Below are 24,653 nucleotides of genomic sequence, written 5' to 3'. Positions count from 1 at the left end.
CAGGGATTGAGGGTGTACACAAAATGTGTGATCACCAAAGAAGCCTGTGATAGCTGACTTGGCCCCATCGCTGGCAAGCCAGCTCCCACAGGGATTGATGGTGTACACAAAATGTGTGATCACCAAAGAAACTTGTGGGAGCGGGCTTGCTCGCGAAGAGGCCGGTCCAGACACCACGAAAATCAGTGAGCTTCCCCAGCCTTCAACCCCGCCGGCAATTTTTTGGTCAACAAAATCGCCAGCATGCTGATCCCCAGCGCAATCCCGACAAAGTGAAACGCATCGTTATAGGCCATGATCAGCGCCTGCTGATGCACGATCTCGCTCATCTTGCCCAGCGCCGCGGTGTCGCTGCCAAACCGGTCGGTCATTGAGGCCATGCGTTCGGCCACTTGCGGGTTGGTCGGCACAATCGACTCACGCAGATAATCGAAGTAGGTCTTGGTCCGCGCATCCAATAGCGTGGCGAGCAGGGCGATGCCGATCGCGCCGCCAAGGTTGCGCAGGATGTTGAACAGGCTCGACGCCGACCCCGCGTCCTGCGGCAGGATGTACGCCGTGGCGATCAGCGAAATGGTGACCATGATCAGCGGCTGACCCAGCGCCCGGATGATCTGGATCTGATTGAACTGCGGCCCGGCGAAATCCGGGTTGAGCACCCCCGAAGAAAAACTCGCCAGCCCGAACAAGCCAAAGCCAAGGGTGCACAGCCACTTCGGCGACACGAACTTCATCAGCTTCGGCACCAGCGGAATCAGGAACAGCTGCGGCACGCCCATCCACATGATCACTTCGCCGATCTGCAGGGCGTTGTAGTTCTGGATCTGCGCCAGGTACAGCGGCAGCAGATAAATCGAGCCATACAAGCCGACGCCCATGCCGAGGCTGGAAATGCTCGACAGGCCGAAGTTGCGATTGCGCAGAATGCCGAGGTTGATCAGCGGATTGGGTTTGGAAATCTGCACGATGACGAAGGTGATCAGGCTCAGCAGGGCAATGCTGCCCAAGGTCACGATCAGATTTGATTCGAGCCAGTCCTTGCGGTGGCCTTCTTCGAGAAATACCTGCAGACAACCGAGGCCGACACCCAGCGTGAGAATCCCGGTGTAGTCGGTGCTTTTCAGCAGTTCCCAGTGCGCTTCCTTCTTTTCCAGCCCGTACATCAGCCCGGCGATCATGATCAGCCCCGGCGGGATGTTGATGTAGAAAATGTACTCCCAGCCCCAGTTTTCCGTGAGCCAGCCGCCCAGTGTCGGGCCGATGGACGGGGCGAAGGTCGCGGTCATGGCGAACATCGCCATGCCTTTGGCGCGGTGGTGTTCGGGGAGTTTGATCAGGGTCAGGGTGAACGCCAGCGGAATCAGCGCGCCGCCGGTGAAACCCTGCATGGCGCGGAAGACGATCATGCTCTCCAGGCTCCAGGCCATCGAACATAGCAAGGATGAAATTAGAAAACCCAGCGACACCCACACCGCCAGCCGTCGCGCCGAGAGCAGCTGCACCAGCCACGCGGTCAGCGGGATCATGATGATTTCCGCGACCAGGTACGAGGTAGAAATCCACGAGCCTTCTTCCAGCGTCGCCGACAGCGCGCCCTGAATGTCCTTGAGCGAAGAGTTGGTGATCTGAATGTCGAGCACTGCCATGAAGGCGCCGAGCATCACGCTCATCACCGCGATCCAGTCCCGCCGGGTCGGTTCGCCGACCGGGCGGATCAGCGAATCACCGGCCATTGTCTGGGGCGTCTTTGATATTCACGGTGGCGGTGACCGACATGCCCGGGCGGATTTTGCCGTGCAGCGGGTTGTCGGCCTTGAACGTCAGTTTCACCGGAATCCGCTGCACGACTTTGGTGAAGTTGCCGGTGGCGTTGTCCGGCGGCAGCAGGCTGAACTGCGCACCGGAGGCGGCGAACAGGCTGTCGACCCGTGCTTCGATCGGCGTATCGCTGTAGGCGTCGAAGGTCAGCTCGGCTTTTTGTCCGGGGAGCATGCGGCCGATCTGAGTTTCCTTGAAGTTGGCCTGCACCCAGATGTCTTCATCGGGGACGATCGACAGCAGATACGCGCCAGCCTGCACCACTTGGCCATTGCGTGCGGCACGCTGGCCGACCAGGCCGCTGATCGGCGCGTGGATTTCGCTGCGGGTCAGGTTGAGTTCGGCTTGCGCCAGATCGGCGCGGGCGTTGGCGATCTGCGCGTCGAGGCGTTTGATCTCGGCGGTGAGTGCGTTGACCTGCTGGCGCTGGCTCTGTGCATCGGCCTGGGCCTTGGCCACTTGCGAGCGGGCGATATGGGCGTCAGCGGAAAGGGTGGTCACCCGCTCCTCGGAAACGTAACCGGGTTTGCGCAGGGTTTCGGCGCGCGACAAGTCGACCTGCGAGCGGCCCAGCGTGGCCTGCGATGCGGCGACTTGTGCGTCACTGGAGGCGATCAGACTGGCCTGCTGAGTCAATTTGCTCTGTGCCTGCAAACGCTCAGCTTCGCGAGTGGCGAGGGCGGCATTGGCGCGATCGACGGCCAGGCGGAAATCAGCGGGTTCAAGGCGCACCAGCAACTGGCCCTTTTCCACATGCTGGTTGTCCTGCACCAGCACTTCGTCGATGCGTGCGCTCAATTGGCTGGAAACGCGGGTGATCTCGCCCTGGACATAGGCGTTATCAGTGCTTTCGTAAAACCGGCCCTTGAAAAACCAATGGGCGAAGAAGCCCCCGGCAATCAACAGAACCAGCAGCAGGAAAATAAACAGGCGACGCTTGAGTTGGGCAGGCATGAGGCAAACTGTAGTCGAGGAATTGTAAGGAAAGTTCTCTGCGGCTGAATCTGGCATACAGCCGATAAACGGTAAATGCCAATGGCTGATATTCGGCCCGTCACCACGGTCTATGGGCGTTACAGACGCAAACTTGGCTTAAATGCCCTGTCCGCTGGAGCGGGGCGGGTGTCGCCTGTTACCATTCGCGGCTTGATTGTTCTTTGCTTTTCATTCTTTTCGAGACATGCCATGACCACCGTCCGCACTCGCATCGCGCCATCGCCTACCGGGGACCCCCACGTAGGTACCGCTTACATCGCATTGTTCAACTACTGCTTTGCCAAGCAGCATGGCGGTGAGTTCATCCTGCGCATCGAAGACACCGACCAGTTGCGTTCGACCCGCGAGTCCGAACAGCAGATCTTCGACGCCCTGCGCTGGCTGGGTATCGACTGGAGCGAAGGCCCGGACGTCGGCGGCCCGCACGGTCCGTACCGGCAGAGTGAGCGTGGCGATATTTATCAGAAGTATTGCCAGCAACTGGTCGACATGGGCCATGCGTTCCCGTGCTTCTGCACCGCTGAAGAACTGGACCAGATGCGTGCCGAGCAAATGGCGCGCGGCGAAACCCCGCGTTACGACGGCCGCGCGCTGCTGCTGTCGAAGGAAGAAGTCGCGGTCCGTCTGGCGGCTGGCGAACCGCACGTGATCCGCATGAAAGTGCCGACCGAAGGCGTCTGCGTGGTGCCGGACATGTTGCGCGGTGATGTCGAGATCCCGTGGGATCGCATGGACATGCAAGTGCTGATGAAGACCGACGGCCTGCCGACGTACTTCCTCGCCAACGTGGTCGACGACCACCTGATGGGTATCACCCACGTGCTGCGCGGTGAAGAATGGCTGCCGTCGGCGCCGAAATTGATTCTGCTGTACGAATACTTCGGCTGGGAACAACCGGAGCTGTGCTACATGCCGCTGCTGCGTAACCCGGACAAGAGCAAGCTGTCCAAGCGCAAGAACCCGACCTCGGTGACGTTCTACGAGCGCATGGGCTTCATGCCGGAAGCGATGCTCAACTACCTCGGTCGCATGGGCTGGTCGATGCCGGACGAGCGCGAGAAGTTCTCGCTGCAGGAAATGGTCGACAATTTCGACCTCAAGCGCGTGTCGCTCGGCGGGCCGATCTTCGACATCGAGAAACTGTCGTGGCTCAACGGTCAGTGGCTGCGTGACCTGCCGGTGGAAGAGTTCGCCGCACGCGTGCAGAAGTGGGCGTTCAACTCCGAATACATGATGAAGATCGCACCGCTGGTGCAGGGTCGCGTGGAAACCTTCAGCCAGGTTGCACCGCTGGGCGGCTTCTTCTTTGCCGGTGGCGTGAACCCGGATGCCAAGCTGTTCGAGTCGAAAAAGCTCTCGGGTGACCAGGTGCGTCAGCTGATGCAACTGATCCTGTGGAAGCTGGAAAGCCTGCGGCAGTGGGAGAAGGACAACATCACCGCAACGATTCAGGCAGTGGTCGAATCCCTCGAGCTGAAATTGCGTGACGCGATGCCGCTGATGTTTGCCGCGATCACCGGGCAGGCCAGTTCGGTGTCGGTGCTCGATGCAATGGAAATCCTCGGCCCGGACCTGACCCGTTTCCGTCTGCGCCAGGCGATCGACCTGCTGGGCGGTGTGTCGAAGAAAGAAAACAAAGAGTGGGAAAAGCTGCTGGGCGCGATTGCCTGAGCACGTCTGACTCTGCAGTAACCACCGAAGGCCGGGATCGTTTGATTCCGGCCTTCGGCGTTTTTCCCCCGGATTTTCGGGGGGAGGGCGGTAAGTGATTGTTATGCCGACAAAAAACTTTGAAATTTTTCAAAAATAAGTTTGACAGGCTTTCGATACGCCCTTAAGATTCGCCCCGTCCTCAGCGATGACATCAACGATGAGGGGCTATAGCTCAGCTGGGAGAGCGCTTGCATGGCATGCAAGAGGTCGACGGTTCGATCCCGTCTAGCTCCACCAATTTACACTTCGAAGCCTGGCCACACCGGCTCCGAAGCGATCAACACTCAGCGTTGATCAGTTGTATAGAAGGGTTTGCGTCCCCTTCGTCTAGTGGCCTAGGACACCGCCCTTTCACGGCGGTAACAGGGGTTCGAGTCCCCTAGGGGACGCCAGTTTTACAGAAGTGATGTTGCAAGATGTCACTCCGCCGCGAGGCGAAAAATCCGGGGCTATAGCTCAGCTGGGAGAGCGCCTGCATGGCATGCAGGAGGTCAGCGGTTCGATCCCGCTTAGCTCCACCAATTTACAGTTCAAGGTCTGGCCACACCGGCCTTGAATCAGATCAGATCTCAGCACTGATCAGCTGTATAGAAGGGTTTGTGTCCCCTTCGTCTAGTGGCCTAGGACACCGCCCTTTCACGGCGGTAACAGGGGTTCGAGTCCCCTAGGGGACGCCACGATTACCCGCTCTGCGGGATTTATAAGGGTCATTCAATTATTGAATGGCCCTTTTGTTTGTCTGGCATTTGGCCAAATCTCCTTTTTCCTTACACTGTGCTTCAGACCAGCGGTCATATCCTCGACTTGCAGAATATTATTATGCGAATAATATTCTAGTCGTAATATTCGGAGGCAACGATGAACGATAAAAAAGCTCAAACCCGCGAACGCATCCTCAAGGCTGCCAGCGCCGCACTGATCCAGCGCGGCCCGGCAGATCCCAGCGTGGGCGAAGTGATGGGCGCCGCCGGCCTGACCGTCGGAGGTTTCTACGCGCACTTCGAAAGCAAGGACGCCATGATGCTCGAGGCGTTCAAGCAATTGCTGGGACGTCGACGCGACCTGATTGCCGACATGGACTCCGAGCTGACCGGTGAAGAGCGTCGCGCCTTGGTCGCTGCGTTCTACCTGTCGCGCAAGCATCGGGATTCCAGCGACGCCGCGTGTCCGATTCCGGCTTCGATCGGCGAGCTGGGACGTTTGCCGGAGTCGTTTCGCATCGCGCTGAACGAACACCTGGAACTGATGATTGCGCAGTTGGCGTCCAGCCCCGAGGACACCGACAAAGCACTGGCCGATGTGGCGTTGATGGTGGGTGGTCTGGCGTTGGCACGCGCGCTGGGCCCGGGCGATTTATCCGATCGATTGCTGCGCGCTGCCAAGTCGGCGGTGCGTTGACCTGAAGGCAACACGCCTGAGGAGAGAGCGATGAACACGTTGAAGTGGGTTCGTGGCGTTAATGGCACCTTGGGCTGGATTGCACCGCAACGGGTAGCAAGCAAAATGCGTCAGGCGTTCATGACGCCACGTTCGCTGCCGCTGCGCGATTGGGAGCTGCCGCTGCTGGCGAGCGCCGAACGCATCACGCTGCGTTTCGGCCTGTCGGCGCTGCGCTGGGGCCAGGGACCGGCGGTGCTGTTGATGCACGGCTGGGAAGGGCGACCCACGCAGTTTGCGGCGTTGATCACGGCGCTGGTCGAGGCCGGTTACACCGTTGTCGCGCTGGACGGCCCGGCCCACGGCCGCTCACCGGGGCGCGAGGCCAATGTCGTGCTGTTCGCCCGCGCCATGCTTGAGGCTGCCGCTGAACTGCCACCTCTTCAAGCCGTCATCGGCCACTCGATGGGCGGCGCCAGCGCCATGCTTGCCGTGCAACTGGGCCTGCGCACCGAAACCCTCGTCAGCATCGCAGCTCCCGCCCGGATTCTCGGCGTGCTGCGCGGTTTTGCCCGCTATGTCGGCATGCCACCGCGGGCGCGCTCGGCGTTCATCCGCCAGGTCGAGCAGGACGTCGGCATGCGTGCCGCGACCCTCGATGTCGCGCACTATCAACTGGATATGCCGGGCCTGATCGTGCATGCCGAGGACGACACCTTCGTCTCGGTCAAGGAATCTCAATTGATCCACGAGTCCTGGTTCGACAGCCGCCTGCTGCGTCTGGAAAGCGGCGGCCACCAGCGGGTGCTGGCCGACCCTCGGGTGGTTGATGGGGTGTTATCACTGTTGGCGGGGCGCAGCCTTCAGGCGCGGCAATCGGCCTGACATCCGTTACACTGCCCCGGTTGAATAATCTGACCGGGAGTGGGGCATGGGCTGGGATCGGGCAACGCCGTTCACCATTGATCTGCAAGTAGGCGCCGAGGACATCGACGGGCTGGGCCACGCGAACAACGCGGTGTACGTGACCTGGCTCGAACGTTGCGCCTGGCGCCACTCGCAGCGTCTGGGGCTGGATCTGGTCGAGTACCGGCGCCTGGATCGGGCGATGGCCGTGGTGCGTCATGAAATCGATTATCTGGCAGCCGCTTACGAAGGCGACGAGCTGCAACTGGCGACCTGGATCGTCGATTGGGATCAGCGCCTGAAAATGACCCGCCACTTCCAGTTGATCCGCCCCAGCGACAACGCCACGTTACTGCGCGCCCAAACCACGTTCGTCTGCATCGAACTGTCTACCGGCAAGCCCAAGCGCATGCCGGCGGAGTTCATCGAGGGTTATGGCCCGGCGATCCAAAATCCAGAAACAGTGCAGCTCTAATGTGGGAGCGAGCTTGCTCGCGAAAGCGGTGGGCCAGTGACGGTTGCATCAACCGATACACCGCTTTCGCGAGCAAGCTCGCTCCCACAGGAAAGAGTGTTGTTCTGCGGATTTGCGCGATATCCAGTAAACTGCCGCACGTTTTTTCTTCCTGAGTAGTGTTTTCCCCATGCAAATTGCCCTGGCGCCCATGGAGGGGCTGGTCGACGACATCCTGCGCGACGTGCTGACCCGCGTTGGCGGCATCGACTGGTGCGTGACCGAATTCATTCGGATCAACGATCAGTTGCTTACCCCGGCCTACTTCCACAAGTTCGGCCCGGAGCTGCTCAACGGCGCCCGTACCCGTTCCGGCGTGCCGCTGCGCGTGCAATTGTTGGGTTCCGATCCGGTGTGCCTGGCGGAAAACGCGGCGCTGGCCTGCGAGCTCGGCTCGGAAGTCATCGACCTGAACTTCGGCTGCCCGGCCAAGACCGTCAACAAATCCCGGGGCGGGGCAGTGCTGCTCAAGGAGCCGGAACTGCTCAACAGCATCGTCGAACACGTGCGTCGCGCTGTGCCGGCACATATCCCGGTCACCGCGAAGATGCGCCTGGGCTTCGACAGCCCGGACGGTTCGCTGGTCTGCGCCACTGCGCTGGCCGAGGGCGGCGCTGAGCACATCGTGGTTCACGCCCGGACCAAGGTCGATGGCTACAAGCCGCCGGCGCATTGGGAGTGGATTCCGCGGGTGCAGGACGTGGTCAAGGTGCCGGTGTTCGCCAACGGTGATATCTGGAGCGTCGAGGACTGGCGCCGCTGCCGCGAGATCAGTGGTGTCGAAGACATCATGCTCGGTCGCGGTCTGGTGTCGCGCCCGGATCTGGCCCGGCAGATCGCTGCCGCGCGCGCCGGTGAAGAAGTGGTCGAGATGAGCTGGGCCGAGCTACTGCCGCTGATTCAGGACTTCTGGCTGCAAGCCAAGGCGCAGATGACTGCACGCCAATCGCCGGGTCGCTTGAAGCAATGGCTGGCGATGCTGACGCGCAATTATCCCGAAGCGACCGAACTGTTTACTGTGCTGCGTCGTGAGACAGAGCCGGATCAAGTCTCGCGTTTGCTCGGTTTGTCCGTCGCCGAAGCGGCCTGAAAAAAATCTTCAAATAATCTCTTGAAATCATTTTGGCGGTCCCTATCTAAGGGTTACGCGATGCCGAATTCGGGTCGCGGAGTCAAAAAACCTTGCTGATTGTTTTCAGGAGATTTGAACCATGAGTACTGCATTTTCCCTGGCACCACTGTTCCGTTCCTCGGTTGGTTTCGACCGTTTCAACGATCTGTTCGAAACCGCGCTGCGCAACGAGCCAGGCAGCACCTACCCACCCTACAACGTGGAAAAACACGGTGATGATCAATACCGCATCGTCGTAGCGGCAGCCGGTTTCCAGGAAGAAGACCTGGAGCTGCAAGTCGAGAAGGGTGTGCTGACCATCAGTGGCGGCAAGCGTGATGCCAACGAAGGCGTGACCTTCCTGCATCAAGGCATTGCCCAGCGTGCTTTCAAACTGTCCTTCCGCCTGGCCGATCACATCGAGATCAAGGCCGCCGATCTGAGCAACGGTCTGCTGAGCATCGACCTGTTGCGGGTGATCCCGGAAGAAGCGAAAGCCAAGCGCATCCCGATCAGCGGAGCGCAGAAGCCGGCTCTGCAATAAGGCCGAGCAAAAAAGAAGGGCGCCACCGGCGCCCTTTTTTTGTGCTCGTCATTCGAGCATCTTTTTCAACGCCTCCAACGCCACCGGCCGACTGTGCAGATAGCCTTGATACAAATGGCAACCCAGCCCCTGCAGGAACGCCAGTTGCTCCGGCGTCTCGACACCTTCGGCAATCACCTCCAGTTCCAGGCTGCGGGCCATGGCGACGATGGCGCGGATGATCTCGGCGTCGTTGGGGTCGGTGGTCGCGTCGCGGATGAATGACTGGTCGATTTTCAGGGTGTCCACCGGCAAGCGTTTGAGGTAGGTCAGCGATGAATAGCCGGTGCCGAAATCGTCCATGGCGAAGCTCACGCCGAGTTTTTTCAGGCGGCGCATTTTGCTGATGGTGTCTTCCAGGTTCTGGATGACGATGCCTTCGGTGATCTCCAGTTTCAGCAGCGAGCAGGGCAGGCCGTGGCTGCTCATGCTGTGTTCGATGCGTTCGACGAAGTCGTTCTGGCGGAATTGTCGTGGGCTGATGTTCACGCACAGGCTGAAGTTGAACGGGTCAACCAGTTTCAAGGCAATCAGCTGTTTGAACGCTTCGCAGGCCTCGTCGAGGATCCAGGTGCCGACTTCAAGAATCAGACCGCTGTCTTCCAGCACCTTGATGAACTCGGTGGGCGATTGCGCGCCGAGTTCCGGGTGATTCCAGCGCACCAGGGCTTCGGCGCCGATGATGCGGTTGTCCCGCGCATCGACCTGCGGCTGGTAGTGCACGTTGAATTCGCCACGGGACAACGCCAGACGCAGATCGGTCTCCATGCGCAGCCGTTCGCTGGCCGCCTTCTGCATGGTGTTGTGGTACATCTGCGTGGTGTTGCGCCCGGAGTCCTTGGCCCGGTACAGGGCGATGTCTGCGCGCTTGAGCAGATCGGTCGGGGTCGAGCCGTGATCGGGAATCAGTGCCACGCCGATACTCGGCGTCACTTGCAGGCGCTGGCCGTCGAGGAACATCGGCTCCGACAGCAGTTCGCGAATGGTGTCGGCCAGTTCCCGCACTTGTGCACTGACCTCGTTGCGCGTGCCTTCCAGACCGCTGAGCAGCACCACGAATTCATCGCCGCCGAGACGTGCAACCGTGTCTTCCATGCGCACGCTGGCTTCAAGCCGCGCAGTGACGATTTTCAGCACCGTGTCGCCGACCGGGTGGCCGAGCGAGTCGTTGATGTGCTTGAAGTGGTCAAGATCGAGGAACAGCAGCGCGCCGCGCAGATTGTGGCGCTTGAGCAGGGCGATCTGCTGGCTCAGGCGATCCATCAGCAGGGCGCGGTTGGGCAGGTTGGTCAGCGGGTCGTGATAGGCCAGGTGACGGATCTGCGCTTCGGCGTTTTTCAGCAGGCTGACGTCCCGGGCGGTCAGCAGCAGGCATGCGGTTTCGTTGAGGGTGATCGGTTCGATCGACACTTCCACGGTCAGCAGTTCACCGCGCTTGTTGCGCCCGAGCATTTCCTGATGATGCACGCGGCCCTTGATCTGCAATTCGGCAAACAGCGCCGAGCGTTGCTTCTCTTCGGCCCAGATGCCGATCTGGTACACGGTTTTGCCCACCACTTCTTCCGCGCGATAGCCGGTGAGGCGGCAGAAACCGTCGTTGACCTCAAGATAACGCCCGGTGTCGCGCTCGGTGATGGTGATCGCATCGGGGCTGGAGTGAAACGCTTTGGCGAATTTCTCTTCGCTGGCCTTGAGTGCGGCTTCGGAGCGCTGCTGCTGGGTGATGTCGCGCAAAGTGGTGACGATGCACGGCTGATTGCCAACGCTGATCTGTCGGCTGGAAATCACGCAGGTCAGTGACTGGCCGTCCTTGTGCTGGACGATGATCGCGACATTGCTCAGGCCCTGTTCGCGGATCACCCGCTCGATGCGTTGCAGGCTTTTCGCCGAGGCGTCCCACAGGCCGATGTCTTCGGCGGTGCGCCCGATCACGTCGGCGGCGCTCCAGCCGAAGGTCTGGGTGAAGCTGTTATTGATTTCGATGAACTCGCCGCTGTCCTGCCGCGTGACGCAGATCGGATCGGGGCTGACCTGGAACAGCGTGGCGAATTTCTCTTCCGAGGCCACCAGACGTTGCTCGCGCTCGACCTGATCGGTGATGTCCAGCAAGGTCCCGGCCATGCGCAGCGGCGCGCCGTTCTCGTCGCGATAGAGGCGGGCGCGGCTTTCCAGATAGCGTGAGCTGCCATCCGGCAATTGCACGCGGTAGGTCAGTTGATAATTGCCCGCCGGGCCTTCGCGCAGGCTGCGGTAGGCGTCGCGCATGCTGTCGCGTTCTTCGCCGGGCACGCCTTCAAAGAACTCTTCGAACGACTCGTGAAACGGGATCGGCTCCAGCCCGTGCAGTTGCGCGGCCCGTGCCGAGCCATAGAGCATGCCGCTGGGGATGTGCCAGTCCCAAGTGCCGAGCTGCGCCGAGTCCAGCGCCAGATCGAGGCGTTCCTGGCTGTCTTTCAAGGCGTGCTCGGCGGCTTTGCGTTCGGTGGTGTCGAGAAAGGTGCTGAGCAGATACGGCTGGCCTTCGAGTTCGACCTTCTGCGCGCTGAGGATGCCGTCATGAATCTGCCCGTTGCTGGCACGGAACTGCACTTCCATGCTGATCAGTTCGCCCTTGGCCTTGGTCCTTTTCACCAGTTCTGCGCGTTGCTCCGGGTGCACCCACAAGCCCAGCTCCAGGGTGGTGCGGCCAATGGCGCTCTGTACCGGCCAGCCGAACAGGCTTTCGAAATATTGGTTGGCCTCGGTGATCAGACCGTCTTCCTGGCGCGTCAGCAGCACCATGTTCGGGCACAGGTGAAAGAGTGTAGCGAAACGTTTCTCCGAGCTGCTCAGGGCCTGCTCGCGTTGGCGCTGGTGGGTGATTTCGCGAATCACCCCGATCATTCGAGGACGCCCCTGTTTGTCCGGTAGCAGACTGCCGCTGATTTCCAGCCAGTGCAGACTGCCGTCGGGCCAGCGGATACGGTGGTGCATCGCCTGTTCCAGCGGTGCTCCGGCGATCACCGCGTGGAATGCCCTGACGGTTTTCGCACGATCTTCGGGCGGCAACAGGTCGAGGTATTCCAGATCCTGCGGCAGCGGTTGCCGTGGATCGAAGCCGAACAGCGCCTGGGTGCCCCGTGACCAACTGATCTGCCCGCGCTCGATGTCCCAATACCAGGCACCGAGCCGGGCGCCGTTGAGCGCGGCGAGCAATTGCGGCGCACTCTCCCAGCTCTGCTCGGAACGTCGCGGATCAATGGCCTGAATACGCGGCATCGGCGGAATTCGGTCAACAGATTTGGGCATTGTTAACGGGCCTTGAGCTGATGGTGGCGTTAGGCACAGGGACAGCGGCTCTGTAGGAGTAGCACAAGTTAGCCCGGAGTCCCTGGCAGATCGATTTGCGCATCCAGCAAAGCCATGAAGGCCCTTGCTGCATTCGACAGCGTCCGTTCGGTGTGCACGATATAGCCTAGCTGGCGACTGAGCTGTATGCCCGGCAAAGGTATGCGCGCGACCTGTTCATCAAGCATGGTGCGTGGCAGAACACTCCAGGCCAGACCGATGGAGACCATCATCTTGATGGTTTCCAGGTAGTTGGTGCTCATGGCGATGTTCGGCGTCAGCCCTTGGGCTTCGAACAAACGTTGGACAATATGATGAGTAAAGGTGTTGCCTCCGGGAAAAACCGCCGGATGACCGGCAATATCCGCCAGACTCACCGCGCCGTTGCTGATCAGCGAATGCTCCGGCGCCACCACAAAATCCAGCGGGTCGTCCCACACCGGCGTGGCTTTGACCAGCGTGTGCGGCTCTGGCGCCAGGGTAATGACTGCCAGTTCAGCGCGGCCATGGAGAATTTCCTCGTAGGCCACTTCCGAATCGAGAAACTGAATATCCAGCGCAACTTGTGGGTAGCGGCGGGTGAATTCCCTTAATAGCGGCGGCAAACGGTGCAGGCCGATGTGGTGACTGGTGGCCAGGGTCAGCCGGCCGCTGACTTCGCCGGTCAGGTTGGTCAGGGCGCGGCGGGTGTCGTCCAGCACGTTGAGAATCTGGTACGCCCGGGGCAGCAGGGCGCGGCCGGCCTCGGTCAGACCGACTTCACGACCCAGTCGATCGAACAACCGCACCTTCAATTGTTGCTCCAGTCCGGCGATGCGTTTGCTGATCGCCGGTTGCGTCAGATGCAGGCGTTCCCCGGCGCCGGAGAAGCTGCCGGTCTCGGCGATGGCGATAAAAGCATTGAGGTTGGCCAGATCCATGGTTCGTATTCCAGTTGGTTATCCAAAGCATAAAAAATATGAATTTGAGTTATTTAATGTAACGCCATAGGATCGGCCTCACAAGCCAAAGGGTTATTGATAAGCCCAAGGCATAGAAACAAGCTGATGAGGAACCGTCTGATGGCCGGCAAAACGCTCTACGACAAGCTCTGGGATTCGCATTTGGTCAAACAGCGCGACGATGGCTCGGCGCTGATCTACATCGATCGTCACATCATCCACGAAGTGACCTCGCCGCAAGCCTTCGAAGGCCTGCGTCTGGCCGGGCGCAAGCCTTGGCGCATCGATGCCAACATCGCGACCCCGGACCACAACGTACCGACCACGCCAGAGCGCAAGGGCGGCATCGAAGCGATTGCCGACCAGGTCTCGCGTTTGCAGGTTCAGACCCTCGATGACAACTGTGATGAGTACGGCATTGTCGAGTTCAAGATGAACGACATCCGTCAGGGCATCGTCCACGTGATCAGCCCGGAGCAGGGCGCAACCTTGCCGGGCATGACCGTGGTCTGCGGCGACTCGCACACCTCGACCCACGGCGCTTTCGGTGCCTTGGCGCACGGGATCGGCACTTCCGAGGTCGAGCACGTGCTCGCCACCCAGTGCCTGGTCGCGAAGAAAATGAAGAACATGCTGGTGCGCGTCGAAGGTCAGTTGCCATTCGGCGTGACCGCCAAGGACATCGTTCTCGCGGTAATCGGCAAGATCGGCACCGCCGGCGGTAACGGCCATGCCATCGAGTTCGCCGGCAGCGCGATTCGCGATCTGTCCGTCGAAGGCCGCATGACCATTTGCAATATGTCCATCGAAGCCGGCGCCCGTGTGGGTCTGGTGGCTGCGGACGAAAAGACTGTCGAGTACGTCAAGGGCCGTCCGTTCGCACCGAAAGGCGCGCAGTGGGATCAGGCGGTTGAAGCCTGGAAAGACCTGGTCTCCGACGCCGACGCCAAGTTCGACACCGTGGTTGAGCTCGACGCTGCGCAGATCAAGCCGCAAGTCAGCTGGGGCACTTCCCCGGAAATGGTCCTGGCCGTTGATCAGAACGTGCCGGACCCGGCGAAAGAGATGGATCTGGTCAAGCGCGATTCGATCGTGCGCGCCTTGAAATACATGGGTTTGACTGCCAATCAGGCGATCACCGACATTCAGCTGGATCGCGTGTTCATCGGTTCCTGCACCAACTCGCGTATCGAAGACCTGCGCGCTGCGGCCGTGATCGCCAAGGGTCGCAAAGTCGCTTCGACGATCAAGCAGGCAATCGTCGTACCGGGCTCGGGTCTGGTGAAGGCGCAGGCGGAAGCCGAAGGTTTGGACAAGATTTTCCTCGAAGCCGGTTTCGAATGGCGTGAGCCGGGTTGCTCGATGTGCCTGGCGATGAACCCGGACCGTTTGGAGTCCGGCGAGCATTGCGCCTCGACCTCCAACCGTAACTTCGAAGGCCGTCAGGGTGCCGGTGGCCGTACCCACCTCGTGAGCCCGGCCATGGCCGCTGCGGCGGCGGTGAACGGTCGTTTCATCGACGTTCGTGAATTGATCTAAAAGGAGCGCAGCATGAAAGCTTTTACCCAGCACACTGGTCTTGTCGCGCCTCTGGATCGTGCCAACGTCGACACTGACCAGATCATTCCCAAGCAGTTCTTGAAGTCGATCAAGCGCACCGGTTTCGGCCCGAATCTGTTCGACGAGTGGCGTTACCTGGATGTCGGCCAGCCGTATCAGGACAACTCCAAGCGCCCGCTGAACAAGGACTTCGTGCTCAACGCCGAGCGCTATCAAGGCGCCAGCGTGTTGCTCGCCCGCGAAAACTTCGGGTGCGGCTCCAGCCGTGAACACGCCCCGTGGGCGCTGGAAGAATACGGTTTCCGCAGCATCATCGCGCCGAGCTATGCCGACATCTTCTTCAACAACAGCTTCAAGAACGGCTTGCTGCCGATCATCCTGAGCGACGCTGAAGTCGATGAATTGTTCAAGCAGGTCGAGGCTAATCCGGGCTACCAGTTGCAGATCGATCTGCAGGCGCAGACCGTGACCCGTCCGGATGGCAAGGTGTTGAGCTTCGAGATCGACGCGTTCCGCAAGCATTGCCTGCTCAATGGTCTGGACGATATCGGCCTGACCTTGCAGGACGGCGATGCGATTGCGGCGTTTGAAGCCAAGCATCGTGTGAGCCAGCCGTGGTTGTTTCGCGACGCATAAGCAAGTTTTGAATTGATGCGGTTCAGGCTGGCCTCTTCGCGAGCAAGCTCGCTCCCACAGGGGAATGCATTTCAAGTGTGGGAGCGAGCTTGCTCGCGAAGGCGGTAGTCCAGGCAATACAAGACTAAAACCCAGAAGGAAATGACTATGACCAGCACCGCCCAGCACAGTCAGGTTGTACAAAAGCAATTCGGTGAACAGGCCGCCGCCTACCTGAGCAGCGCCGTTCACGCTCAGGGCACTGAATTCAAGCTGCTACAGGCTGAACTGGCAGGGCAGGGCGAGGCTCGGGTGCTGGATCTGGGGTGCGGTGCCGGTCATGTGAGTTTTCATGTGGCGCCGCTGGTAAAAGAAGTGGTGGCCTACGACCTGTCGCAGCAAATGCTCGACGTGGTCGCCGCCGCAGCCGTTGATCGCGGTTTTGCCAATATCTCCACGGTCAACGGCGCCGCCGAGCGCCTGCCGTTTGCCGATGGCGAATTCGATTACGTGTTCAGCCGTTATTCGGCGCACCATTGGAGCGACCTCGGGGTGGCCCTGCGTGAAGTGCGGCGGGTGCTGAAGCCGGGTGGCGTGGCAGCGTTCATCGACGTGTTGTCACCGGGCAGCCCGTTGTTCGACACTTACCTGCAAAGCGTCGAAGTGCTGCGCGACACCAGCCACGTGCGCGATTATTCCGCCGGTGAGTGGTTGCGTCAGGTCAGCGAGGCCGGGCTGCACACTCGCAGCACCACGCGTCAGCGCCTGCGTCTGGAATACAGCAGTTGGGTCGAGCGCATGCGCACGCCCGAGGTGATGCGCGCGGCGATCCGCCAGTTGCAGCAGTCGATGGGCAACGAAGTGCGCGAATATTTTGAGATTGATGCCGACGGCTCGTTCAGTACAGATGTAATCGTATTGATGGCTGAGCGCTAAGAATTTTTCCGGGCGCGCCCTGAGGGGCGCACCGATTGAAGACACGAGGAAAGCATGAGCAAGCAGATTCTGATTCTCCCAGGTGACGGTATTGGTCCGGAAATCATGGCCGAAGCGGTCAAGGTGCTGGAGCTGGCCAACGACAAGTACAACCTGGGCTTCGAGCTGAGCCATGACGTGATCGGTGGCGCGGCCATCGACAAGCACGGCGTGCCGTTGGCCGACGAAACCCTCGAGCGTGCCCGTGCTGCCGACGCCGTGCTGCTGGGCGCAGTGGGCGGCCCGAAATGGGACACCATCGAGCGTGACATCCGCCCTGAGCGTGGTCTGCTGAAAATCCGTGCGCAACTGGGCCTGTTCGGCAACCTGCGTCCGGCGATCCTCTACCCGCAACTGGCTGATGCTTCGAGCCTGAAGCCGGAAATCGTTGCCGGTCTGGACATCCTGATCGTGCGTGAGCTGACCGGCGGCATCTACTTCGGCGCGCCACGCGGCACCCGTACCCTGGAAAACGGCGAGCGTCAGTCCTACGACACCTTGCCGTACAGCGAAAGCGAAATCCGCCGCATCGCCCGTGTCGGTTTCGACATGGCCATGGTTCGTGGCAAGAAACTGTGCTCGGTGGACAAGGCCAACGTACTGGCGTCCAGCCAACTGTGGCGTGAAGTGGTCGAGCAGGTCGCCAAGGATTACCCGGACGTCGAACTGAGCCACATGTACGTCGACAACGCCGCCATGCAACTGGTACGCGCACCGAAGCAGTTCGACGTGATCGTCACCGACAACATGTTTGGCGACATCCTCTCCGACGAAGCCTCGATGCTTACCGGTTCGATCGGCATGCTGCCCTCGGCCTCGCTGGATTCGAACAACAAGGGCATGTACGAGCCTTGCCACGGTTCGGCGCCGGACATCGCCGGCAAAGGCATTGCCAACCCGTTGGCAACGATTTTGTCGGTGTCGATGATGCTGCGTTACAGCTTCAATCTGCACGACGCGGCCGATGCCATCGAGAAAGCCGTCAGCGTGGTGCTGGATCAAGGCTTGCGCACCGGCGACATCTATTCGGCCGGTTGTACCAAAGTCGGAACGCAGGAAATGGGTGACGCAGTAGTCGCCGCGCTGCGGAATCTGTAATCTCTCGGGCCCGCTGCGAAATTCAATACAAAGCAGCGGCCCACTTTTCAAGAAGGTGTAGTTGCGATGAAACGTGTAGGTCTGATCGGTTGGCGCGGCATGGTCGGTTCCGTGCTCATGCAGCGGATGCTGGAAGAGCAGGATTTCGATCTTATCGAGCCGGTGTTTTTCACCACTTCCAATGTCGGTGGCCAAGGCCCGTCCGTGGGCAAGGACATTGCTCCGCTCAAGGACGCTTACAGCATTGAAGAGCTGAAAACCCTCGACGTGATCCTGACCTGCCAGGGCGGCGACTACACCAGCGAAGTATTCCCCAAGCTGCGCGAAGCCGGCTGGCAGGGTTACTGGATCGACGCGGCGTCCAGCCTGCGCATGAACGATGACGCGGTGATCATTCTCGACCCGGTCAACCGCAAGGTCATCGACCAGCAACTGGACGCGGGCACCAAGAACTACATCGGTGGCAACTGCACCGTCAGCCTGATGCTGATGGGCCTGGGCGGTCTGTTCGAGGCCGGTCTGGTCGAGTGGATGAGCGCCATGACTTATCAGGCAGCCTCCGGTGCCGGCGCGCAGAACATGCGTGAACTGATCAAGCAGATGGGTGCGACTCACGCCGCTGTCGCCGATCAACTGGCCGACCCGGCCAGCGCGATCCTCGACATCGACCGTCGCGTGGCCGAAGCCATGCGCAGCGACGCGTACCCGACCGAAAACTTCGGCGTACCGCTGGCCGGCAGCCTGATTCCGTGGATCGACAAGGAACTGCCGAACGGCCAGAGCCGCGAAGAGTGGAAGGCCCAGGCCGAGACCAATAAGATCCTCGGCCGCTTCAAGAGCCCGATCCCGGTCGACGGCATCTGCGTGCGCATCGGCGCCATGCGTTGCCACAGCCAGGCGCTGACCATCAAGCTGAACAAAGACGTGCCGATCGCCGACATCGAAGGGCTGATCAGCCAGCACAACCCTTGGGTCAAACTGGTGCCGAACAACCGCGACATCAGCATGCAGGAGCTGAGCCCGACCAAGGTCACCGGCACCCTGAATGTACCGGTGGGTCGTCTGCGCAAGCTGAACATGGGGTCGCAATTCGTCGGAGCCTTCACCGTCGGTGACCAACTGCTGTGGGGCGCGGCCGAACCGCTGCGCCGCATGCTGCGGATCCTGCTTGAGCGTTGATCGCTTGAAGTCGTGAAAGAACCCGCGCCTTGTGAGAGGTGCGGGTTTTTTTATGTCTGAGGGTTCCCGGTGTCAGGTCTGGCGCCTTCGCGAGCAAGCCCGCTCCCACATTAGAACTGCGTTCCCCTGTGGGAGCGAGCTTGCTCGCGAAGGGGCCGGTGCAGACACTGCAGATTCCGACAGAAATTGCCTGCATGCCAGTCACCCGGTAAAGTGCCGCTCCCCCCGTTTCGCCAGAGGTAGAACCATGACCCAGACCCTTGATATTGCCGTCGTCGGCGCAACCGGTACTGTCGGCGAAACCCTCGTTCAGATTCTCGAAGAACGCGACTTCCCGGTCGGCAACCTGCACTTGCTGGCGAGCAGCGAATCCGCCGGCAGTTCGGTGCTGTTTCGCAACAAGAACGTGCGCGTGCGCGAAGTCGACGAGTTCGATTTCAGCAAGGTCAAACTGGTGTTCTTCGCCGCTGGCGCTGCCGTTTCCCTGAGTTACGCGGCGCGTGCCCACGCGGCCGGTTGCTCGCTGATCGACCTGTCCGGTGCGTTGCCGGCCGAGCAGGCGCCGCAAGTGGTGCCGGAAGCCAACGCTGAGGTGGTCGCCGGTCTGAAAGCGCCGTTCCAGGTCAGCAGCCCAAGTCCTTCGGCCACTGCGCTGGCCGTGGTGCTGGCGCCGCTGCTCGATTTGATCGAGCTGCAATACGTTAATGTCACCGCCAATCTGGCCGTGTCCGCCCAGGGTCGCGAAGCCGTGACCGAGCTGGCGCGACAGACCGCCGAGTTGCTGAACATGCGTCCGCTGGAGCCGACTTTTTTCGATCGGCAGATGGCCTTCAACCTGCTGGCCCAGGTCGGCACCCCCGACGCTCAAGGCCACACGCTGCTGGAAAAACGTCTGGTGCGCGAGTTGCGTCAGGTGCTGAAGCAGCCTTTATTAAAGATTTCCGCAACTTGCGTTCAAGCCCCGGTGTTTTTTGGCGATAGCTATAGCGTGACCTTGCAGTCAGCGAGCGGGGTCGACCTGGCAAAGGTCAACGCTGCGCTTGAGGACGCGCCCGGCATCGAGCTGGTTGAAGCCGGCGATTATCCGACCGCGGTGGGTGACGCGGTGGGGCAGGATGTGGTCTATGTCGGTCGGGTGCGCAGCGGCGTCGATGACCCGGCGGAACTTAATCTGTGGCTGACGTCAGATAACGTACGCAAAGGGGCAGCCCTGAATGCTGTGCAGGTCGCTGAATTGTTGATAAAAGACCTGCTGTAAAAGATACTTGGCAACAATTTGTCGACTGATTCTAGGTGAGCGCTATGCTTGCCCGGAGCACTTGATAACGTGTCACCCTCCGGGACTTTCCGGGGCATCAAAGAAATGATCGCGCGCGGCAGTCTGTCGTCGTCGCGCGCAATGCCTTACGGCAGCGGCAATCAACATCTTCTCGCTGGCCGAGGAACGTTCAAACAAAGGATGAGGCTATGGTTCAAGTTCGCAAACTGGTGTTAGCAATAGCGGCCGCCTCGGCGCTGTCCTCCGGTATGGCGCATGCCCTCGGGCTCGGGGAGCTGACCCTGAAGTCGACCCTGAACCAGCCGCTGGTGGCCGAGATCGAGCTGCTCGACGTCAAGGATCTCACTGCTGCCGAAGTGGTGCCAAGCCTGGCCTCGCCAGAAGATTTCGCCAAGGCCGGCGTTGATCGCCAGGCCTTTCTCAACGACCTGACGTTCACCCCGGTGCTCAACGCCAGCGGCAAGAGCGTGCTGCGCGTGACTTCGAGCAAGCCGCTGTCGGAACCGATGGTGAAATTCCTCGTCCAGGTGATGTGGCCGAACGGCCGTCTGCTGCGCGATTACAGCGTGCTGTTGGATCCGTCGAAGTTCTCGCCGCAGACCGCTGACGCCGCCGCGCAACCGGCGCCGTCGCAGACCATCACTGCGCCGACCACTGGTGCCACGCACCCGACGCAATACACCACCACGCCGCGCGACACCCTGTGGGAAATCGCCGCGAAGGCGCGTACCGGCGGTTCGGTGCAGCAGACCATGCTGGCGATTCAGGCGCTGAACCCGGATGCGTTCATCGACGGCAACATCAACCGGCTGAAAACCGGTCAGGTGCTGCGTCTGCCGGACTCGGTGGAAAGCACCGCGCTGCCGCAGTCCAAGGCGATTGCCGAAGTTGCCGCGCAGAACGATGCCTGGCGTCAGGGCCGTCGTTATGTGGCCAAGCCTGGCACCGGTCAGCAGCAGCTCGATGCCACCAAGCGTGGCCGCAGCAATGCCGGTACCGGCCAGAATGCCAAGGACAACCTGAGTCTGGTCTCTGCTGAAAACGCCAAGGGTCGTGGCAAAGGCCCGGCCGGCGATGCCAAGGCCTTGAGCAACAAACTGGCGGTCACCCAGGAAAGCCTCGACACGACCCGTCGTGACAACGAGGAACTGAAAAGCCGCATGGCCGATCTGCAAAGCCAGCTGGACAAGCTGCAGCGCCTGATCGAGCTGAAGAACAATCAACTGGCGAAGATGCAGGCCGAAGGCCCGGGCGCCGCGCCAGCCGCCACCGCTGCCGTACCGGCGATCACCGCCGAACTGGCCACCACCCCGCCAGCCACCCCGGCAGAAGCGGCGCCAACGCCAGAGTCGGCGATCGCGCCACCGGTCGATACGCCTGCCGAAACGCCGGCGGTCGCGCCGAAGCCGGTTGTCGATGAGGATAAAACCTTCAACGAACTGCTGACCAATCCGATCCTGCTGGGTCTGATCGGTGGCGGTGCGGTGGTGCTGCTGCTTCTGCTGTTGCTGCTGGCTCGTCGCCGCAAAGCCCAGCAGGAAGCCGAGAAACACCTGCGCATGGCCCGCGCTCTGGCGGAAGAGCAAGAGTTCTCCGCCGAGCAGGATCTGCCGGAAAGCAGCTTCGAAGGTCTGGAAACCCCTGCCGCCAGCGTCAAGCTCAACACCCCGGCACCTGCGCCAGCGCCTGCTGCGGTCGTGGCGCCGGTGGTGATGGCCGAGCCGATTGCCGCGCCATTGGTCGCACCGTCCGCCGAGCGTTCCGATGACGTGCTGGACAAGGCTCAGTCGCACATCAATGCCGGTCGCCTGAATCAGGCCGCAGCGTTGCTGGAAGAGGGCGTCAGCCTCGAGCCGCAACGCAGTGATCTGCGTCTGAAGCTGATGGAAGTCTACGGTCAGCAGGGTGATCGCGATGCGTTCGTGGGTCAGGAGCGTCAGTTGGTGGCCAACGGTGATAACTTCGCCAAGGTCGAAGAGCTGAAAAAACGCTTCCCGGCCATGGCGGTCGTCGCTGTCGCGGGTCTGGCTGCGGCAGCGGCCGCCGCCGAGCTGGACGCGCAATACGTCAAGGAGCTGCTGCTCGACGAGCCAGAGGCGCCTGCACCTGAGCCTGCGGCGGACGACCTGGATAGCGCGTTCGACCTGAGCCTGGACGATCTCGACAACATCACTCCGGTTGAGCCTGCACCTGTTGTTGAGCCTGAAGCTCCGGTGGAGCTGGACGAGTTCCCGGCCGACGACGATCTGAGCTTTGAATCGGTGCTGCAACAGCAGACCGAGATCAAAGAGAACCTCGACGACCTGTCGGACTTCGACCTCGATCTGGATCTGGGTGCCGAGCCTGCGCCAGCTCCGGCGGCGGATCTGGCGGATGATGATTTCCTGCTGGATCTGGACGAAGGCGTGAAAGATCTGTCGCCGGCCGAGCCTGTGGTCGCCAACGAAGTGCCACAGGACGATCTGGAGCTGCCGGCGGATTTCGATCTGTCGCTGGCTGATGAAATGGATACGAACCCGGCCGAACCGGATGCCTTCGCGGCAGAGCTGGATGACGTCAATGCCGAGCTGGATCGCCTGTCGCAGAGCATCGCCGAGCCGACCTTCACCGAAGCCGATGCGGCCATGGGCGATGATCTGGGCGAGGACGATTTCGACTTCCTCGCCGGCACCGACGAAGCCGCGACCAAACTCGATCTGGCCCAGGCCTACATCGATATGGGCGACAGCGACGGCGCACGCGACATCCTCAACGAAGTGTTGACCGAGGGTGACGAAAAGCAGCGTGGCGAAGCCAAGGAAATGCTTTCGCACCTGGCGTGATTCGGCATCAGCAGTAAACGGAACGGCAGCCCATCGAGGCTGCCGTTTTTGTTTGGGTTGGATTTCTGTGGTGCCTGATCGACCGCCTTCGCGAGCAAGCCCGCTCCCACATTTGGAATACATTCCTCCTGTGGGAGCGGGCTTGCTCGCGAAGAGGCCGGATCCGTCAACACAGAACTGACTGGCATCCCCGGTCCACAGCCTTATAATGCCCGCCTTTGCACATCAGCAGGCTGTCCCACCTTGGCAAACATAGATAACCCGCTCGCCGAAATGGCACCCGAAGGCTTTTACCGTGTGGCACTGGGCGTCGAGTACAAAGGCTCGCGCTACAGCGGCTGGCAGCGCCAGTTGACCGGCGTGGCCACGGTGCAGGAAGAACTCGAAAAAGCCTTGTCGAAAGTCGCCAACTCGCCGGTTTCGCTGCAGTGCGCCGGGCGTACCGACGCGGGCGTGCATGCCTGCGGACAAGTGGTGCATTTCGATACGCAAGTCGATCGTTCGCTGAAAGCCTGGGTGATGGGCGCCAATATCAATCTGCCCCACGACATCAGCGTCAGCTGGGCGCGGGTGATGCCGGCGCATTTTCATGCGCGGTTCAAAGCCATCGCGCGGCGTTATCGCTATGTGATCTACAACGATCAGATTCGTCCGGCCCATCTCAACGAAGAGATCACCTGGAACCATCGCCCGCTCGACGTCGAGCGTATGGCCGAGGCCGCGCAGTATCTGATCGGTACTCATGATTTCAGTGCGTTCCGTGCCGGGCAGTGCCAAGCGAAATCGCCGATCAAGAAAATGCACCACCTGCGCGTGACTCGCCACGGCAAGATGATCGTTCTCGATATTCGCGCCAACGCCTTCTTGCACCACATGGTGCGCAACATTGCCGGTGTGCTGATGACCATCGGTGCCGGCGAGCGTCCGGTCGAATGGATGAAGGAAGTCCTGGAGAGTCGCGAGCGCCGTTCCGGTGGCGTGACGGCGCATCCGTTCGGTCTGTATCTGGTGCAAGTCGAGTACCACGACGAGTTCCCGTTGCCCGAGCGTTTCATCGGGCCACATTTCCTTACGGGTTTCTCGGGTCTTGACGGCTGACGCCCCCGAACGCTTTTGTTACCATCCGGGACTTTCCCGGTTTTTGCCTTGAGGTTTTTATCGACATGTCAGCCGTTCGCAGCAAGATTTGCGGGATTACCCGCATAGAAGATGCGTTGGCAGCGGTCGAGGCGGGAGCCGATGCGATCGGTTTCGTGTTTTACGCCAAGAGCCCGCGGGCGGTAAGCGTGCAGCAGGCAAGGGCGATCATTCAGGCGTTGCCGCCGTTCGTGACCACCGTTGGCCTGTTCGTCAATGCCAGCCGCTGCGAGTTGGGGGAAATCCTCGATGCCGTGCCGCTGGATCTGTTGCAGTTCCATGGCGACGAAGTCGCTGCCGACTGTGAAGGCTGGCATCGTCCCTACATCAAGGCGCTGCGGGTCAAGGCCGGCGACGACATCGCGGCTGCCGTCGATGCTTATCCGAGCGCCAGTGGCGTGCTGCTCGATACTTATGTCGAAGGCGTGCCCGGCGGAACCGGCGAGGCATTCGACTGGTCATTGATTCCGCAAGCGTTGAGCAAGCCGCTGATCCTGGCCGGTGGCCTCACGCCGGAAAACGTCGCCGACGCCGTGGCCCGGGTCAAACCTTACGCGGTTGACGTCAGCGGTGGGGTAGAAGCGAGCAAAGGCATCAAGGATCATGCGAAGATCCGCGCGTTCATCAATGCCGTACGTAGAAGCTCGCAGGGAGCGTCTACTTCGATGTGACGGCTGGCAGTCTGCCGCCGTCCATCAATGC

General features: G+C 60.8%; 19 protein-coding genes and 4 tRNA genes. 19 read left to right on the top strand and 4 right to left on the bottom strand.

The features are described from left to right. Positions 1–182: 182 nt before the first annotated feature. Both V9L13_RS11075 and V9L13_RS11070 read right to left on the bottom strand, forming a co-directional pair. Entirely contained in the window at positions 183–1,673 is a 1,491-nt protein-coding gene (locus tag V9L13_RS11075; protein WP_198286820.1) for an MDR family MFS transporter, read from the bottom strand. A 49-nt stretch (positions 1,674–1,722) separates the two neighbouring features. Beyond that, a complete protein-coding gene (locus V9L13_RS11070; RefSeq protein WP_003226450.1) occupies positions 1,723–2,772 on the bottom strand; it encodes an HlyD family secretion protein in 1,050 nt (349 codons plus the stop codon). Positions 2,773–3,003: 231 nt separating this feature from the next. Between V9L13_RS11070 and gltX the strand changes: the two genes are divergently transcribed. The 10 genes from gltX to V9L13_RS11020 all read left to right on the top strand — a co-directional run bounded on the left by gltX (position 3,004) and on the right by V9L13_RS11020 (position 8,979). Further along, a complete protein-coding gene (gltX, locus tag V9L13_RS11065; RefSeq protein WP_338802516.1) occupies positions 3,004–4,485 on the top strand; it encodes a glutamate--tRNA ligase in 1,482 nt (493 codons plus the stop codon). Positions 4,486–4,688: 203 nt separating this feature from the next. Continuing rightward, positions 4,689–4,764, top strand: a tRNA-Ala gene (locus V9L13_RS11060). A 79-nt stretch (positions 4,765–4,843) separates the two neighbouring features. Next, a tRNA-Glu gene (locus V9L13_RS11055) sits at positions 4,844–4,919 on the top strand. Between the two features lie 53 nt (positions 4,920–4,972). Continuing rightward, positions 4,973–5,048 (top strand) — tRNA-Ala (locus V9L13_RS11050). Between the two features lie 80 nt (positions 5,049–5,128). Continuing rightward, positions 5,129–5,204, top strand: a tRNA-Glu gene (locus tag V9L13_RS11045). Between the two features lie 181 nt (positions 5,205–5,385). Continuing rightward, positions 5,386–5,925, top strand: coding sequence for a TetR/AcrR family transcriptional regulator (locus tag V9L13_RS11040; protein ID WP_045122549.1), 540 nt, complete (start codon positions 5,386–5,388; stop codon positions 5,923–5,925). Between the two features lie 30 nt (positions 5,926–5,955). Further along, a complete protein-coding gene (locus V9L13_RS11035) occupies positions 5,956–6,789 on the top strand; it encodes an alpha/beta fold hydrolase (RefSeq protein ID WP_003226446.1) in 834 nt (277 codons plus the stop codon). 46 nt (positions 6,790–6,835) lie between these two features. After that, the gene (locus V9L13_RS11030; protein ID WP_103520446.1) at positions 6,836–7,285 is read left to right on the top strand and encodes a thioesterase family protein; all 450 of its coding nucleotides are present in this window, start codon (positions 6,836–6,838) and stop codon (positions 7,283–7,285) included. A gap of 169 nt (positions 7,286–7,454) precedes the next feature. Further along, positions 7,455–8,414 carry a tRNA-dihydrouridine synthase gene (locus V9L13_RS11025; protein WP_338802515.1) on the top strand — a complete coding sequence of 320 codons (960 nt, stop codon included), beginning with the start codon at positions 7,455–7,457 and terminating at the stop codon, positions 8,412–8,414. Between the two features lie 121 nt (positions 8,415–8,535). Next, a complete protein-coding gene (locus V9L13_RS11020) occupies positions 8,536–8,979 on the top strand; it encodes an Hsp20 family protein (protein ID WP_003226440.1) in 444 nt (147 codons plus the stop codon). A 48-nt stretch (positions 8,980–9,027) separates the two neighbouring features. Here the strand turns inward: V9L13_RS11020 and V9L13_RS11015 are convergent, their stop codons facing one another. Continuing rightward, positions 9,028–12,306: a PAS domain S-box protein gene (locus tag V9L13_RS11015; RefSeq protein ID WP_003226438.1), complete on the bottom strand. Its 3,279-nt coding sequence runs from the start codon at positions 12,304–12,306 to the stop codon at positions 9,028–9,030. A gap of 68 nt (positions 12,307–12,374) precedes the next feature. Next, positions 12,375–13,265, bottom strand: a complete 891-nt coding sequence (locus V9L13_RS11010) for a LysR family transcriptional regulator (protein ID WP_007969232.1) — start codon at positions 13,263–13,265, stop codon at positions 12,375–12,377. A gap of 141 nt (positions 13,266–13,406) precedes the next feature. Here V9L13_RS11010 and leuC point away from each other — a divergent pair, with 141 nt between their 5' ends. The 9 genes from leuC (at position 13,407) to V9L13_RS10965 (ending at position 24,622) form a co-directional block, all read left to right on the top strand. Continuing rightward, positions 13,407–14,825 (top strand): 3-isopropylmalate dehydratase large subunit, encoded by a 1,419-nt coding sequence (gene leuC / locus V9L13_RS11005; protein WP_095136733.1) that lies wholly within the window; start codon positions 13,407–13,409, stop codon positions 14,823–14,825. A 12-nt stretch (positions 14,826–14,837) separates the two neighbouring features. Beyond that, positions 14,838–15,482 (top strand): 3-isopropylmalate dehydratase small subunit, encoded by a 645-nt coding sequence (gene leuD, locus V9L13_RS11000; RefSeq protein ID WP_103484400.1) that lies wholly within the window; start codon positions 14,838–14,840, stop codon positions 15,480–15,482. 147 nt (positions 15,483–15,629) lie between these two features. Next, on the top strand, positions 15,630–16,397 hold the full coding sequence (locus tag V9L13_RS10995) for a class I SAM-dependent methyltransferase (RefSeq protein ID WP_338802514.1): 768 nt from the start codon (positions 15,630–15,632) through the stop codon (positions 16,395–16,397). A gap of 54 nt (positions 16,398–16,451) precedes the next feature. Then, positions 16,452–17,534, top strand: a complete 1,083-nt coding sequence (leuB, locus tag V9L13_RS10990) for a 3-isopropylmalate dehydrogenase (protein ID WP_338802513.1) — start codon at positions 16,452–16,454, stop codon at positions 17,532–17,534. 66 nt (positions 17,535–17,600) lie between these two features. After that, positions 17,601–18,713, top strand: a complete 1,113-nt coding sequence (asd, locus tag V9L13_RS10985) for an aspartate-semialdehyde dehydrogenase (protein WP_003226428.1) — start codon at positions 17,601–17,603, stop codon at positions 18,711–18,713. A gap of 247 nt (positions 18,714–18,960) precedes the next feature. Next, positions 18,961–19,971, top strand: a complete 1,011-nt coding sequence (locus tag V9L13_RS10980) for an aspartate-semialdehyde dehydrogenase (RefSeq protein WP_338802512.1) — start codon at positions 18,961–18,963, stop codon at positions 19,969–19,971. 209 nt (positions 19,972–20,180) lie between these two features. Continuing rightward, entirely contained in the window at positions 20,181–22,814 is a 2,634-nt protein-coding gene (locus V9L13_RS10975; protein WP_338802511.1) for a FimV/HubP family polar landmark protein, read from the top strand. Positions 22,815–23,087: 273 nt separating this feature from the next. Continuing rightward, entirely contained in the window at positions 23,088–23,912 is an 825-nt protein-coding gene (gene truA, locus V9L13_RS10970; protein ID WP_338802860.1) for a tRNA pseudouridine(38-40) synthase TruA, read from the top strand. A 65-nt stretch (positions 23,913–23,977) separates the two neighbouring features. Beyond that, entirely contained in the window at positions 23,978–24,622 is a 645-nt protein-coding gene (locus tag V9L13_RS10965; RefSeq protein WP_338802510.1) for a phosphoribosylanthranilate isomerase, read from the top strand. Positions 24,623–24,653 lie beyond the last annotated feature (31 nt).

Origin of the sequence: Pseudomonas sp. RSB 5.4 (assembly GCF_037126175.1) — a bacterium.
Classification (GTDB): domain Bacteria; phylum Pseudomonadota; class Gammaproteobacteria; order Pseudomonadales; family Pseudomonadaceae; genus Aquipseudomonas; species Aquipseudomonas fluorescens_H.
This window is presented reverse-complemented; position numbering and strand designations above follow the sequence as displayed.